The sequence below is a fragment of the Pseudomonas luteola NBRC 103146 genome (assembly GCF_002091675.1).
GTDB lineage: Bacteria > Pseudomonadota > Gammaproteobacteria > Pseudomonadales > Pseudomonadaceae > Chryseomonas > Chryseomonas luteola.
The window spans coordinates 80,306-95,286 of record NZ_BDAE01000006.1; the positions used below are offsets into that span (position 1 = coordinate 80,306).

Genomic DNA, 14,981 nt, shown 5'->3' on the forward strand with positions numbered 1-14,981 from the left:
GTGCAAAAGGGACTGAGCGACGCCGAAAACGACAGGTATCGCCCCGCTATACCCCCTCCAGCTATGCATGACAACGACTTGGCTCCCGGGACGACCCTGGAGCGTGAAATTACGGCGGGACGGCCCGCCTCCCTTTCGAGGGTGCGACATGTTCACCAAACTCCTGATCGCTAACCGTGGTGCCATTGCCTGCCGTATTCTGCGTACTTTGTGCGACCTCCAGGTAAAAGGCGTAGCCGTTTACAGCGAGGCCGATCGCGCCAGCCTGCATGTGAGCCACGCTGACGAGGCCGTAAGCCTGGGGGAAGGCGCAGCCGCGGCTACTTATCTGGATGTGCCCAAGCTCCTGGCTATCGCTACATCAGCCGGCGTACAGGCTATCCATCCAGGCTATGGTTTTCTTTCCGAAAATGCCGCATTCGCCGAAGCCTGCGAGGCCGCCGGCATCGCCTTCGTTGGCCCCACTCCTGAGCAGCTGCGTGTCTTTGGTCTCAAGCATACGGCCCGCGCGCTGGCCAAGGCTCAAGGCGTACCGATGCTCGAAGGCACAGAGCTTCTGGAGGATCTGGAGGCTGCGTTAAAGGCTGGCGAGACCGTGGGTTATCCGGTCATGTTGAAAAGCACCGCTGGCGGTGGCGGTATCGGCATGCGGGTGTGCCGCTCGGCCAGTGAACTTGCTGAAGCATTCGACGCCGTCAAACGTCTGGGTCAGAACAATTTCAGCGACGCGGGCGTATTCATTGAAAAATACATCCAGCGCGCCCGCCATCTGGAAGTCCAGATTTTTGGCAACGGCCAGGGCGACGTGATTGCCCTGGGTGTTCGCGACTGCTCCGTACAACGCCGCAACCAGAAAGTGCTGGAAGAGACCCCAGCGCCTAACCTGCCTGACGGCATGACGGAAGCCCTGTGCACAGCAGCAATCACGCTGGGCAAGGCGGTCAATTACCGCAGCGCCGGCACCGTCGAGTTCGTGTATGACAGCGAAGCCCAGCACTTCTATTTTCTGGAAGTAAACACACGCCTGCAGGTCGAGCACGGAGTAACCGAACAAGTCTGGGGCGTGGACCTGGTACGCTGGATGATCGAGCTGGCTGCAGGCGATCTACCGCCGCTGGCTGAGCTTGCCAAGCACTTAAAGCCCCAAGGTCACGCCATCCAGGCGCGGCTGTATGCCGAAGATCCAGGCCGCGACTTCCAGCCCAGCCCTGGCCTGCTGACCGCTGTCGAGTTTCCGCCCTCGGAGGGTCGCGCCCTGCGTATCGATACCTGGGTGGAAGCGGGTTGTGAAATCCCGCCCTACTTCGATCCGATGATCGCCAAGGTCATTACCTGGGCCGACTCCCGAGACGCCGCGCGCAGTGCACTGAACCTTGCCTTGCAACGCACCCGCCTCTACGGGGTAGAAAGTAACCGCGACTACCTGCGTCAGATCCTCACCGATACCCCCTTCGCCTCAGGCAACCCCTGGACCCGCTGCCTGGAGAACCTGACTTATCAAGCTACTACCTTTGAGGTCATCAGCGCGGGCACTCAGACGACCGTACAAGATTACCCAGGCCGCCAGGGGTATTGGGCGGTGGGTATTCCGCCGTCAGGCCCCATGGATGATCGCGCCTTGCGCCTGGGCAATCGCCTGCTGGGCAACCCTGAGGGCACTGCGGGGCTCGAGATCACCATGACCGGGCCGGCCTTGCGCTTCAACACGCCTGCGGTGGTAGCCGTGACAGGGGCAGCCCTGCCTGTACAGCTTGATAGCGTGTCGCAACCCATGAATACCACGCTGTTCATCCCCGCCGGGGCAACCTTGACGCTGGGTACGGTCAGCGGTGCCGGCGCGCGCAGTTATCTCTGCCTGAGAGGCGGCCTGGATCTACCAGATTACCTCGGCAGCAAGAGCACCTTTACTCTTGGTCAGTTCGGCGGGCATGGCGGTCGTGCCTTGCGGGCAGGCGATGTGCTGCACCTGTACCCGTCGCAGGACTACCATGCAGGTGCCAACCTTTCGCCCGAATTGTGCACCTCGCTGACGGATACCCGCACCCTGCGCGTGATCTACGGTCCGCACGGCGCGCCGGAATATTTCAGCGAGGCCTATATCCAGCGCTTCCTCGATACCGAGTGGGAAGTGCATTTCAACTCCAGCCGCACCGGTGTACGCTTGATCGGACCGAAGCCGGAGTGGACACGAGAAGACGGCGGCGAGGCTGGTCTGCACCCCTCCAATATTCACGATAATCCCTACGCCATCGGTGCCATCGACTTTACGGGCGACATGCCTGTCATCCTCGGACCAGACGGCCCAAGCCTAGGCGGCTTCGTTTGCCCGGTCACAATCATTGAGGCAGACTTGTGGCAGATGGGTCAGCTCAAGGCCGGTGACAAGGTGCGCTTTGTGCCGGTCAGCATCGAGACGGCACGTTTACTGGTCAAGGCGCGTCATGCCGAGACTGAATCGCTGATACCAGACGTTGATTATGACGTGTTGCCGTTGACCGGTACTGACTCTAAGCTGATCAGCCCCATCGTATTGGACATCGGCCACGACGACGAGCGTCTGGTAGCGCGGCTCTCTGGTGATACCCATTTGCTTCTAGAGATCGGGCCGGCTGAGCTGGATCTGGTCCTGCGCTTCCGGGGGCATGCGCTGATGCAGTCCCTAGAAGCCCTCGACCTACCGGGTATCATCAACCTCACGCCCGGCATCCGTTCGCTACAGATTCACTATCGCCCTGAGCAATTGTCACTCAATGACCTGCTGATCCTGGTCGAGCGAACCTGGCGGGAATTACGCAACGCCAACGATTTGCGCGTACCCTCTCGTATCGTCCATATTCCGCTTTCCTGGGACGACCCGGCGTGCAAACTGGCGATCGAAAAATACGCAACGACTGTCCGCAAGGACGCCCCCTGGTGCCCGAACAATCTGGAATTCATCCGCCGCATTAATGACCTCGACTCCATTGAAGCGGTGAAGCGAATCGTCTTTGAAGCCAGCTACCTTGTGATGGGTCTGGGGGATGTCTACCTCGGCGCCCCGGTAGCCACACCGCTGGACCCTCGCCATCGTCTGGTAACAACCAAGTACAACCCGGCCCGCACCTGGACGGCGGAAAACTCCGTCGGCATCGGCGGCGCTTACCTGTGCGTGTATGGCATGGAAGGCCCGGGGGGCTACCAGTTCGTGGGCCGCACGCTGCAAATGTGGAACCGTTACAAGCAGGTCGATGCCTTCTGCGGCCAGCCTTATCTGCTGCGCTTCTTCGACCAGATTCGCTTTTATGAGGTGTCAGCAGAAGAGCTGCTCACGATACGCGCCGACTTTCCGCTGGGTCGCTATCCCCTGCAGATCGAAGAGACCGAGCTGTCCCTGGCGGACTATCAAGCATTTCTTGCCAAAGAGGCGGACTCTATTCACACCTTCCGCACCCACCAGCAGGCGGCCTTCAATGCCGAGCGCCAGCGCTGGCTCGAGTCCGGTCAGGCGCACTTCGAAAGCGAAGACGTCACGCCAGAGCCCGATGAGGATGCCCCCTTGACTGCCGGGCAGACCGCTGTGGAAAGCCATATTGCCGGCAATCTCTGGCAGGTACAGGTGGAACCGGGCACAGAGGTCAAAGCCGGCGATGTGCTGGTGATTCTGGAATCCATGAAAATGGAGATTCCGCTCTTCTCGCCTTGCGATGGACTCGTAAAGGACGTTCGCGTGCAGCCCGGCTCTCCTGTACGCGCCGGGCAAAGAATGATGGTAATCGAGCACGCCTGATCCAACTTAACTTAACCAGAGGCGGGTCGAGCAAGGCGATACCCGGCTCAGAACGCTATTGCTGGGTATTGCCAATGGCTTTATCCAGACTACCAGGGACTATTTTATGACTGACCTGCGCCTCGATACCCTCCGCGCCGCCTACCGTGAAGGCCGCACCACGCCACGCACGCTTATTACCGAACTTCGCAACAAGGCCGAGCAGTTGAATCCCGACTTTCACCTGTTCATCCATCTGCTCTCCCTGGCGGAGCTGGAACCCTATCTGGCGGCACTGGAAAGCAGGTCCCCCGCGGACCTTCCGCTGTATGGCGTCCCCTTTGCCATCAAGGACAACATCGATCTGGCGGGCATTCCTACTACAGCCGCCTGCCCAGCCTTTGCCTATACACCGGAGCGCTCGGCCACCGTTGTCGAGCAGCTGATCGCCTTAGGTGCGATTCCCTTGGGCAAGGCCAATCTGGATCAGTTTGCCACCGGCCTCAACGGTACACGTTCGCCCTATGGCGCCTGCCGCAACAGTGTTCATCCAGACTACCCTTCCGGCGGTTCCAGCGCGGGGTCATCCCTAGCCGTAGCGCTGGGCGTGGCTACCTTTGCACTGGGTACCGATACGGCCGGCTCGGGTCGAGTACCTGCTGCGCTGAACAACCTGGTCGGTCTCAAGGCCACCAAAGGGCTAATCTCGACGGCGGGTGTCGTTCCGGCGTGCCGTACACTGGATTGCGTCACCTATTTCACCGCCACGGCTAAAGAGGCCAGCGAACTGCTCGCCCTGACCGCTGTATACGATCCACGCGACGCGTACAGTCGCGCCAATCCGCTCTGGAACGATGCCTCGGCCTTCGGTACTCCGCGCCCGTTCCGCTTTGGTGTACCCAGGCAGCTCGAATTTCTCGGCTGTCCGGAAAGTCCCGCGCTGTTCGAGCACACGGTAAGACAGCTGGAAGCGCTCGGGGGCGAGGCAGTCGAACTGGATTTCGCCCCGTTCCTCGAAGCGGCCAAGCTGCTCTACGAAGGTCCGTGGGTAGCCGAGCGCTACAGCGTGGCGGGTGAGCTGATCGAAGAACAACCGGACGCGGTACTGCCCGTCATCAAGGCAGTACTGGCCAAGGCGCCCGGCACGACGGCCGTAGACGCCTTCCGGGCGCAGTACCGCCTGCAAGCACTCAAGGCTGTCTGTGACCAGGCGCTGGCCGAGCTGGATTGCGTACTGACGCCTGCCTACCCCCGCCCCGTCACTCTGGATGAATTGCAGGCCGAGCCTGTCGCCCGTAACTCCGATCTGGGTTACTACACCAACTTCATGAACATGCTGGATTATGCCGCCGTGGCGGTGCCGGCCGGCTTTATGCAAAACGGCCTGCCGTGGGGCGTGACGCTGTTCGGACGCGCCTTCACCGATCAGTACCTCTTGAGCCTGGCCGATGCCTTCCAGCGTGTGCAGCAATTACCTCTGGTAAACGGTGCACAGATGGACGCCCCTGCCTCTACTACAGTCACGCGCCATGATCATGCTCGTGTGGTCGCCTGCGGTGCGCATCTGGAGGGATTGCCGCTCAACTGGCAACTCGTGAAGCGGGGCGGCAAACTGGTTTCACGTACAGAAAGCAGTCCCGACTACAAACTGTACGCATTGGCCGGTGGACCGCCCTTCCGCCCGGGCATGGTTCGTGTAGCCGAAGGTGGTCGAGCCATTGCCGTGGAAATCTGGGAACTGCCCAGCCGCGAGCTAGGCTCATTTTTGACAGGTATTCCTGCTCCGCTCGGCCTAGGCAAGGTTCAGCTGGCTGATGGCAGTTGGGAAACCGGGTTTATCTGTGAGCCCTATGGGTTGGAAGGCGCCAAGGACATCACCCACTTCGGTGGCTGGCGGGCTTATATGGCCAGCCAGCGATAGGAGGGGCTTGCTAATCGCTTGCCGGGGCTTACCACCGTCTCGGTGGTGGCCCCCAGTACGGTCTCGGTCCATGACGCCAATAGCCTGGGCCGGGACCGGGGCCCCAACCAGGGCGAAACCGCGGCGGAGGCGGTGGTGGGCCATAATAGAAATTCGAGCGCCAACGTGTCACAGGTCGGTCATAAATAATGACAGAAGGCGGCGGCCCAACAGGAACAGCCGGTGTTACATAAACAGGGGTATAGGAGCGGTAGTAGGTCGTGGTGGTATGACGGTAAGGGTTATCGCCGTAGACCACACACCCGCTTAACGGTAGAGCAAACGCTAACGCCAAGAATAGACGCCGCAAAACAGTATCCTCCACGCCCTAAAAAACGGTGCGTAATGGCATATTACCGCTCTGCGAAACCCTGTCCTGTGTAATCACCCAGGCATTCAGCTGGCATTAAGCAACGTAACCAGATTTTTCAGATCAGGATTCCTGTTCAAGGTAGTCGCGCAGCCGTGTTTGCAGATAAGGGACTGCGTCCGGCAAGGACAGGAACTCCGCTATTGGCATCATCTGCCAATACTGGCCCTCATCACCAAAGCGTATGGATTCGACCTCTTCAGCGGTTAGTTCGCCGACGAAGAAATAGGCGTCAAGAGGCTTACGGGTATAACTCGTGTAGCGCCTTTCCCAAATGATCCGATCTTCGGTCAGCTGTAGGGAAAACTCTTCATCTAACTCTCGCAACGCGCACTCGACTGGGCTTTCATTCCTCTCTCGACCACCGCCAGCAAAATCCCAGCAGCCCGGGAAGGGAATCGAGTCTTTATCGTCTCGCTTGTAGGTCAGGAGTTGATCACCACACAACAAGGCAAGTTTAGCCCCGGAAAAATCATTCACTACCGCTCTCCTGTTGGCAGACTCTTTTTCAGACCCACCCTGCCAATTTATCCATGTTGTGATCGAACTGCGGTGAGCGCATAGGCGGTTGTACGGATAAGGGGGGCGACATGACGGGTATCGCTGCGCCCCCTCCTACGTCCAAGCCGGTCTCTTCTAGAGTGGGGTGGAGCAACGCGGTACCCATCATAAAGCTAAAGGGCGTTTATCAATAACCGTGGCGCTTCAGTATCGTGTCGATGCCGTCCTTTGCAGGGCGGTTGTAAAACTTCAACAGCTCGGCAGTGCGGTTGGTAAAGAAGCCATCTACGCCCGCATCGCTGATTTTCTTGAAGTCCACAGCCTCGTCCACCGTGTATGGATGCACAATCAGCCCTTTTTCATGAGCCATCTGATTCATCCAGGGCTTCACCAGATCCGCATAACTCTGATCACCGCCACTTGTCAGTGCCGAGGAAGGCCCTATTCCCAGTGCGCCATGCGCTTTCGCCCAGTTCAGCCAGCGTTCGTACTCAGCCTTGGATTTGACTTCCTGCTTGGCATAATAGGCTGCCTTGTCCTTTTCGCCGGACTCGGCAAAGGTCACGTTCGACTTGGGTTCGATACTGCCATCGCCCAGCCATAGCAGAAGCACTTTGGGCACCTGCGGCATTTCCTGCTGCAACAGTTCCATACTGCTCTTTTCGAACGTCTGCAGGACTACGCGACCTGGCATGGACGCCACGTGCACGTGCTGTGTATCGGCCGGTTTTTCGGCAGGCTTGTTTAACCAGCCGCGCGCCTGAAGCTTGTCCTTCAGATCTTTTTCGATGCCAGGGAATAGCTTGGGCTGCTTTGTCTCGATGTACAGGCCCGGCTTGTTCTGTCCACCTTCGGCAATATCGATCACCTCATCCAGGGTCAGAATTTTCTGGCCAGCAAAGCTGGGCCGCGCACGATCCGGGTGGGTCGTATTGAACCAGGTTCCGGCATCCAGGCTTTTAAGTTCCTCCAGCGTAAAGCTACTGACAGGTTGATCCGCCCGGCCCGGAAAGCGCTGCGCAACGTTAGTGGTGCGCTTGAGGTTGTCGTCATGCAGGGCGATCAGGACGCCATCACGGGTACGCTGCAGGTCCAGTTCGAGATAGTCGGCGCCCAAGTCACGGGCCAGCATATACGCGGGCGCGGTGGACTCTGGTGCATCATATGACGCCCCCCGGTGTGCAATCACGGCCGGATACGGAATGCCCGCCTTCTCGCTCAGCGCCTTGCCTACCGGCTCGCTCGCGGCACCAGCCGACTGCCCCATCATCCCCATGGCCACCATTAGCGCTCCTGCCAATAATCCCTTGCATAAACCTCTATCCATCGGTGTCTCCCGTTGTTGTGACTTTTTGGATTTTGAATACACAACGCCCATGCTGCGGCATGAACACGACGTTAACGTGACGATACCGCTTATCCCCACCCTTGCGGGCCATCAGTCAAAGAACGTAAGCAAGCGTAGCCCATACGGCTGGTCTTCATAGCCGTACTGCCTCACACGGGGTACGATTACGGTCTACCCCTATTTACATTCGATTTCCGTACGCCCTTACAGGCGCACGAGGCGACAGACATGAACACAGCCTATCCACCCCACCTCTGCCCACGCTGCGGGCAACCCAATGGCTGTGCTCAGCTCGGTTGCAGCCAACCGGTGACTGACTGCTGGTGCTTCCACACCCGTATCGCTCCCGAAGCACTCGAGACCTTGCCGGAAGACGCTCGCAACGTGGCTTGCCTGTGCGCCCGCTGCGCCAGTGCTACCTTAGAACATGAAACGGATACTAACGGCTGATGCGCCTGGATCGTTTCATCAGTAACCGACCTACCCTCAACCGCCTGGACGCACGCGTGCATTTAGCGCATGGACACGTACGGATCAATGGCGTGCCTGTGCGTGATGGCCGCTACGAGGTACGCTTCTTCGATCGGGTCGAGCTGCTGGACGAGCTGCTTCAACCTGGCAAGGCTGCTCGTTACTTCATGCTGCACAAACCCGTTGGGTATGTGAGCGCAACGCAGCATCCGGATCACCCCACGGTAATCGATCTGCTGAACGAACAGGACAAGGATGATCTCCACCTGAGCGGCCGTCTGGACCTGAACACATCAGGCCTCATGCTCATCACCAACGATGGTCTCTGGTCTCGTCGCCTGACCCTGCCCGGCAGCAAGCTGCCCAAGGTGTATTACGTCGAGACGGCCAACCCGATCCTGCCGGAATACGTCTCCACATTCGCCGCCGGGCTGTACTTCAAGTTTGAAGACCTTACTACCTTGCCCGCCCATCTGGATATCCTGAGCGAGCGCAGCGCACGGCTTACTCTCATCGAAGGCCGCTATCATCAGGTCAAACGCATGTTCGGGCACTTTAGAAATCAGGTCCTACACCTGCACCGGGAGCGGATCGGTCCCATTGTGCTCGACCCCGCCCTGGCACCCGGTGAATATCGCCCTCTTACCGCTGCAGAAATCGCATGCGGCGTCCCTGCCTAGACCACTGAGGAACATTCGTCGCGCACTCCGGTCGGCATAAGAATCGTTCATCAGCCAGGAGAGCCGTATGCGCATTCACGTTCCCCGCCTCGGTTTTGGCGGTGCCCCGCTGGGCAACATGTTTCATGAGCTCACCGAAGAACAAGCCTCCGCCACGCTTGAAGCGGCCTGGGAGGCCGGTATTCGCCTGTACGATACATCACCCCATTACGGTGCCGGCCTGTCGGAAATTCGCTTTGCCGAGGTGCTCAGTCAAAAACCCCGGGATGAATACACCCTCTGCACCAAGGTTGGCCGTCTGCTGCAAAAGGCCGACCAGCCTGAGAATGCGGCCCCGTTCGTCAACGAGCGCCCCTACCGCCGTATTCTGGACTACAGCGCAGACGGTGCCCGTCGCTCCATTGAAGACAGCCTCGAACGCCTCAAAACCGACCGGATTGATATCGTCTGGATCCATGATGTATCCGAAGACCAGTTCGGCCCCACATGGCGAGAGTATTTTGACCAGGCCATGAAAGGCGCAGCGGTTGCACTGACCCGGATGCGCGAAGAAGGCCTCATCAAAGGCTGGGGGCTGGGTGTGAACATGGTTGAGCCCTGCCGTCTTGCCCTGGAACAGGCTGACCCAGATGCCTTTCTGCTGGCTGGACGGTATTCGCTGCTGGATCATCGCGAGGCGCTGGATACCTTGTTCCCGCAATGCCTGGAGCGCGGTGTAGGTATTGTCGTAGGAGGTCCGTACAACTCGGGTATTTTGGCGGGCGGCGAGAACTACAACTATGCTGAGGCTGATTCCTCCATTAAGGAAAAAGCCAAGCACCTCAAATGGGTCTGCGAACAGTTCGATGTCGATGTACGCGCTGCAGCCCTGCAGTTCTGCATCGCACACCCCACTGTAGCCGCCACGATCCCGGGCACCAGCAAACCTGAGCGGGTCAGGGAAAACGTTGAACTGATGCAGGTACCAATCCCGCAGGAACTCTGGACAACACTACGGGAGCAGGGCGTCCTGCCCCCTGATGCGCCGGTGCCAGGCGAGACGGCTAGACACTAGGCGTGAAGTGGGATCAGGGCACCTTGGCGTCGCCCTTATCCCACAGCCTTACCAGCTCGTTGGGTGCACGGTCTTCCGGAACGGTAATTGTGATCTCGTCGGGCTTGTCCTTGAAGCGCAACTCGATCTTGTAATACCGCTGATCGCCACGCCCTACGCTTTCCGCCGAGGCTGGCAGCGAACGCTCGAGCACGGAACAGATTCGTCCGCGCTCATCCTCATTGCAACTGGAAAAATCGATCTCCCGTGGGCGCGCCAGCGCATGGATCGCTGCAAAGCCGCCCTGTCGAGAAAGCCTTAACAAGGCATCCGGCCCCAACTTTGGTAGCTCTTTCATAATGACCTCCTCAGGTCAGCTCTACCCCAACGTCTTCCCAGGCCTTGTTAATTGCCTGGGTCTCGCACGCTTCTGCGCCGAAGCGGCGACCGGCATTCGAAACGGTGAGTCGAGCGAAGGCCGCAAAATCAGCATCGTTGGTCAAACGGCTGTCGCATAGGGTGTCGTACCAGACGCGGCCCGCTGTCTCCCATGCGTATCCACCGATCCCGGTTGCCGCCAGATAGAATGCCCGATTTGGAATGCCCGAGTTGAGGTGCACACCGCCATTGTCATCCCGCGTTTCAATGAAGTCACGCATATGGCCAGGCTGCGGGTCCTTGCCCAGCATCGGATCATCATACGCCGTACCCGGCTCAGCCATCGAGCGCAGACCACGACCATTGATCTTCTCGGTCAACAGCCCTTCCCCGATCAGCCAGTTGGCCTCCTCGGCTCGCTGCTTCAGGCTGTATTGCTTAACCAAGACCCCAAAGACATCGGACACGGACTCATTAAGTGCGCCAGACTGGTTGTAATACACCAGCCCCGCCTCACTTTCCGTCACCCCGTGGGTAAGCTCATGGGCAACGACATCCAGCGAAATGGTAAAGCGGTTGAAGATCTCGCCGTCCCCATCGCCGAATACCATCTGCTCGCCATTCCAGAAGGCGTTCTGATAGTCCTGTCCGTAATGCACCGTGCCCGAGAGCGGCAGGCCCCGGTTATCGATGGAGTTGCGGCCCAGCACCTGATAGAAGAAATCGAAGGTGGCGCCGAGATGGTCATAAGCCTCATCCACAGCAATGTCGCTTACGGCAGGCTGGCCTTCCTTGCGAACCAGCACACCCGGCAACTGGTTACCATTTTTTGCATCATAGATACTGCGCTGTGCACGCTCATCATCGGTACGCTCCAGCTCACTTACCGGTGCCTGACGCACACCAGGCGGGCCTGGATTATGCAAAAGCGTACGTACATGACTCAGCGTACCCAACGCGCAGGAGCGCTGGCGTTCATCGCCATGATCAACGATACGGCTGAGGATGTACGGGGGGATAAAACCTTGAACAGAACCCAAGCGAGGCATACGAACGCCCTCCCTAAGCAGCCAGCGTTGGAGCAGCACAACACTACCCCTCTCACGCCACTCTACGTGGCACAGGGTTAGACCGCAAAACCCGCCCTAGACTCCCTCGCACAAAAACCTTATCAAGAGGCTTCACCCAAGGCTCGGCTTCTGGTACAAAGGACGCCTCCCGAAGCGGGCGTCGTATAATGGCATTACCTGAGCTTCCCAAGCTCATGACGAGGGTTCGATTCCCTTCGCCCGCTCCAATTCGCTTCCTCATGATTCAAGCGGGGCTGACATCCTGGCTTGCCTTCCCAGTAGCAGCACTCGCCAATCCCCCTTCGCCCGAATCATTGCTATCACTACGTAAGGCAGCGTAAACAAGGCGCCCGCCATGAGTGCCAGCAAGCCCCATAGCAGACCAACCTGCCAGGAGCGGGCTCGATAGAGAAGCCAGAGGGCAATCAGAAAAACGTTCAGGCTCAGGTCTGAGTGGAACTGCGCTCGCCACGGATGAGCAAAGTCGCCTACAAAGGTGTACAGGCCCGTCACTAAGCCCATCTCGACAGTACCGCGAAGCGTAATGGCGACCAGCACTAGCCATCCCACCCCAAGCAGCAGCGTTAGCGCCGTTACCTTCCGCATGTCATCCCTCAAAAAATATATACCTGCTGTAAGGATTGTAGGCAGAAGACATGAGTTTGCCCGTGCGCTGCCACTGAGCAACGCACAGGAAAATGGTATGAATGCGCTTAGATATCGCTTTGTGCCAGTGCGGACTTGGTATTCGAGTTGATTGCCTGGTATTTCTTGACCGTACCGTCTTCATCGATCAGGACGCGCAGGCCCTTGGATTGTTCAGAGGCAGCGAGAAAGCCTGAATTGAAATAGGACCAGTACAGCATCTCATAGCCCGACTTGCGGATTTTGGATTGAGGCTCGCCAAACATGGCGATGAGCTGTGAGCGGGTCGTCTGGCCCTCGACGATCTGCCCTACCTGTTGCTCGTCAATGTTGCGCCCGCTCATGACGCAGCCGGTTGTCAGTAACGTGATCAGACTTACTACTACTAAACCACGCATGGTCTCCATCCCCCGTTATACAGATGACTTTCTTGTTATGTTTTGTCCATCCTATCTATCCCATATGACAGTTCGGTTGGCTAGATAGCTTCATCAAATTTATTTGTGCAGAACGGGCGGGCCAGTAGAGGGGATCAGAGGTATCCAGGCAGGTGCCTGAGTCATCTATTCAGGCACCTGCTGCTGTCAGGTAGCGCTCTACTCTTGAACGTTGCTCTTGTTCATGCGGCGCAGAATGCCTTCGGGCACGCCTTCTTTAACATCAGGCTGGGAAGCGTAGTCTTCTGAAACGGGCTCCAGATCGTGGTCGTGCAGCCAGATAAGGGCATATTGGCTGACCTGAGTAGCCTCATAGGCTTCCCAGGCTTTCTGGGCTTTGGGGAAATTCTTGAGTTCATAGTCAAAGGTGCGCAGCGGCTTGCGGTCGGTCAAGGCGCGGGAGAGCACCGGATGTGCATGGGGGTCATGAAGATCGAACAAAAAGGCTTCGCGCATGGCTACGCGCTCGGCGATGCCTAGTGGTTCGATGGGCACGTAGCGGTCTTTCTGGGTTTCGATGGCGTGCAGTTCTTCGGCTTCAAAGTCATCCTCGGTCAGATTCAGGAGCTTGCCGGTTTCCAGATCGAGTACGTGGTCGTGTCGGGCCTCACTGGTGAGGACTGATTTGAGCGCTTCGAGGTTTATCGTGATCGGTCGCATGGCTGCACTGACTTACTGTGGCTTATCGATACAGGTATGACCCAGGGATGGCCGGAGGGTGCCCAACATAGGACAAGCAGATACCGCGGCTTTTCCCGGTTACGGCGCGAGGTATTTCTCGGTGAGGCGCACCTGTGCCATGAGTGGACGCTTTAGAGCGTTGCCGCCTGCGACTGATGTGCTAGTTACCGCTACAAGTATCCAGGCAGGACGCTGGCATGTACCGGATTCCAGGGAGGCGTTGATCATGCTGCTCGGTATGGTAATTCCAGGCGCCCAGCGCCGCGCCGCTCTAGGTGCAGCCCCCTCATCTACCTCAGAGGAACTGGACGGGCTTGTCGACCATGCCCCTGCACGGCGCCAAGGTCAGGCCCGCCTGACCCGTGAAGCAGGTTGGGCGTTTTGCCCATAAGGCATGACATTGTTACGGCCAGCGCCCTTGGCTTTATACAGTGCCTGATCCGCACATTTGATGACCTCTTCAGGGGTGCGCGCTGCCACGCCCCGCTCTGCGACGCCCATGCTGACTGTGATAAAGACAGTCTTGGCCTCACCGGAGCCACGTTGCTCCCTGCCCCGCTCGTCATCCTGGGGGCGGCTCTGCTTGTCCCGGATACGCAAAGGGTACTCTTCGATGCTACGCCGCACAGCTTCCAGATGCGGCAGGCATTCTTCCAGCGTCTTGCCTGGAAAAAGCAGCGTAAACTCCTCGCCGCCATACCGATACGCACTGCCGCCACCGCCGACCTTGCGCATCTTGCTGGCGACCAGCTTGAGTACCTGATCACCGACATCATGGCCGTGAGTGTCGTTGAATTTCTTGAAGTGATCCACGTCGGCCATGGCAATGACGTACTGGCTGCCCAGGCGACTCAAGCGCTCATTGAGCGCACGGCGCCCCGGAATACCGGTCAACTCGTCGCGGAAGGCCATGTAGAAGGTTTCATGGATGACCGAGCCGATGATGATGAGCTGAACAAAGCTGATCATTACATCCAGGGTCTGGGGCTCGATAAAGACCTTGGACCACATCCACATCAGACAGCCAATAGCTACAATAGGCGCCGCCGTCTGCGGCCTTGGCAAGAGAACATATCGCGTGATGACAAGCCCCAACCCCACGATAAAAGTGAAGTAGGCCAGCTGCGCCAGCTTCATCCAGTCGCCGTGCAGCATGGGCCAATAGATGGTATCGACTGCGTGCAGCATCGCCTCGGGATAGACACGGCTCAGTGCCAGCGGGACGACTGTTGCCACAATCAGTAGCGTCAGCCGGGCAATGCTGTCCTGCAGCAGATGCGCCTTGACCTGCCAGACGCAATAGATGCCAATCAGCAGTGGAGTCATGACGGTGGCAAGGTGAAAGACCAAGGGCGTTTCAGGGTTGAGCGTATGGGTCTGCTGATAATGGCTGACCTGAAGCGACAATGAAAAATGTGCAATGTAAAGCGTGACCAGAGAAAACAGTTGGCTCTGCCGCTGATAGACCACACAAAAGGCTCCTCCCAACAACACCAGAAGCGTTGGGAGTACACTGAACAGCGATGCCATAAAAGCCGTGCCCGGCCAATACAGGCTAAGCAGCCACGCCACCATTGCCAGAAACAAGGGCGGCGCAAAATGAATCGGGCTTTGAGAGAAGCGGTTCCGCACAAGAAAATCCTGATAACTACGTTCACCGCC

At 58.3% G+C, this 14,981-nt stretch carries 14 protein-coding genes and 1 tRNA gene; 7 read left to right on the plus strand and 8 right to left on the minus strand.

The annotated features are described in order from the left end of the window. Window positions 1-148 precede the first annotated feature (148 nt). Window positions 149-3,766, plus strand: a complete 3,618-nt coding sequence (gene uca / locus PLU01S_RS09505) for an urea carboxylase (RefSeq protein WP_074827663.1) — start codon at window positions 149-151, stop codon at window positions 3,764-3,766. Window positions 3,767-3,872: 106 nt separating this feature from the next. Continuing rightward, window positions 3,873-5,666: an allophanate hydrolase gene (gene atzF / locus PLU01S_RS09510; RefSeq protein ID WP_074827817.1), complete on the plus strand. Its 1,794-nt coding sequence runs from the start codon at window positions 3,873-3,875 to the stop codon at window positions 5,664-5,666. A 472-nt stretch (window positions 5,667-6,138) separates the two neighbouring features. Here atzF and PLU01S_RS09520 read toward each other — a convergent pair whose 3' ends face one another. Beyond that, window positions 6,139-6,555: an NUDIX hydrolase gene (locus PLU01S_RS09520; protein WP_074827666.1), complete on the minus strand. Its 417-nt coding sequence runs from the start codon at window positions 6,553-6,555 to the stop codon at window positions 6,139-6,141. A 208-nt stretch (window positions 6,556-6,763) separates the two neighbouring features. Further along, entirely contained in the window at window positions 6,764-7,903 is a 1,140-nt protein-coding gene (locus tag PLU01S_RS09525; protein ID WP_074827668.1) for a glycerophosphodiester phosphodiesterase, read from the minus strand. Between the two features lie 249 nt (window positions 7,904-8,152). Here PLU01S_RS09525 and PLU01S_RS09530 point away from each other — a divergent pair, with 249 nt between their 5' ends. The 3 genes from PLU01S_RS09530 to PLU01S_RS09540 all read left to right on the plus strand — a co-directional run bounded on the left by PLU01S_RS09530 (window position 8,153) and on the right by PLU01S_RS09540 (window position 10,129). Further along, a complete protein-coding gene (locus tag PLU01S_RS09530; RefSeq protein ID WP_074827669.1) occupies window positions 8,153-8,374 on the plus strand; it encodes a cysteine-rich CWC family protein in 222 nt (73 codons plus the stop codon). Further along, the gene (locus tag PLU01S_RS09535; protein ID WP_074827671.1) at window positions 8,374-9,075 is read left to right on the plus strand and encodes a 16S rRNA pseudouridine(516) synthase; all 702 of its coding nucleotides are present in this window, start codon (window positions 8,374-8,376) and stop codon (window positions 9,073-9,075) included. The genes PLU01S_RS09530 and PLU01S_RS09535 overlap by 1 nt, the downstream gene beginning before the upstream one ends. A 67-nt stretch (window positions 9,076-9,142) precedes the next feature. Beyond that, window positions 9,143-10,129, plus strand: a complete 987-nt coding sequence (locus PLU01S_RS09540) for an aldo/keto reductase (protein WP_074827673.1) — start codon at window positions 9,143-9,145, stop codon at window positions 10,127-10,129. Between the two features lie 13 nt (window positions 10,130-10,142). On the opposite strand, the gene PLU01S_RS09545 is transcribed toward PLU01S_RS09540, so the two are convergent. Continuing rightward, complete coding sequence (locus tag PLU01S_RS09545; RefSeq protein WP_010797555.1) at window positions 10,143-10,466, minus strand: protealysin inhibitor emfourin; 324 nt, start codon at window positions 10,464-10,466, stop codon at window positions 10,143-10,145. Between the two features lie 10 nt (window positions 10,467-10,476). After that, window positions 10,477-11,535, minus strand: coding sequence for a M4 family metallopeptidase (locus tag PLU01S_RS09550; protein WP_074827674.1), 1,059 nt, complete (start codon window positions 11,533-11,535; stop codon window positions 10,477-10,479). 174 nt (window positions 11,536-11,709) lie between these two features. On the opposite strand from PLU01S_RS09550, the gene PLU01S_RS09555 reads away from it, so the two are divergent. Continuing rightward, window positions 11,710-11,783 (plus strand) — tRNA-Gly (locus tag PLU01S_RS09555). 10 nt (window positions 11,784-11,793) lie between these two features. Here PLU01S_RS09555 and PLU01S_RS09560 read toward each other — a convergent pair. From PLU01S_RS09560 to PLU01S_RS09570, 3 genes are all read right to left on the minus strand, one after another. Next, window positions 11,794-12,162 carry a DUF1475 family protein gene (locus PLU01S_RS09560; protein ID WP_010797553.1) on the minus strand — a complete coding sequence of 123 codons (369 nt, stop codon included), beginning with the start codon at window positions 12,160-12,162 and terminating at the stop codon, window positions 11,794-11,796. Window positions 12,163-12,269: 107 nt separating this feature from the next. Next, on the minus strand, window positions 12,270-12,599 hold the full coding sequence (locus tag PLU01S_RS09565) for a hypothetical protein (protein ID WP_010797552.1): 330 nt from the start codon (window positions 12,597-12,599) through the stop codon (window positions 12,270-12,272). Window positions 12,600-12,797: 198 nt separating this feature from the next. Then, complete coding sequence (locus PLU01S_RS09570; RefSeq protein ID WP_074827676.1) at window positions 12,798-13,298, minus strand: UPF0158 family protein; 501 nt, start codon at window positions 13,296-13,298, stop codon at window positions 12,798-12,800. 139 nt (window positions 13,299-13,437) lie between these two features. Here PLU01S_RS09570 and PLU01S_RS25340 point away from each other — a divergent pair, with 139 nt between their 5' ends. Further along, window positions 13,438-13,710: a hypothetical protein gene (locus tag PLU01S_RS25340; protein WP_139208847.1), complete on the plus strand. Its 273-nt coding sequence runs from the start codon at window positions 13,438-13,440 to the stop codon at window positions 13,708-13,710. On the opposite strand, the gene PLU01S_RS09575 is transcribed toward PLU01S_RS25340, so the two are convergent. Then, entirely contained in the window at window positions 13,665-14,894 is a 1,230-nt protein-coding gene (locus PLU01S_RS09575) for a GGDEF domain-containing protein (RefSeq protein WP_074827825.1), read from the minus strand. The genes PLU01S_RS25340 and PLU01S_RS09575 overlap by 46 nt on opposite strands. Window positions 14,895-14,981 lie beyond the last annotated feature (87 nt).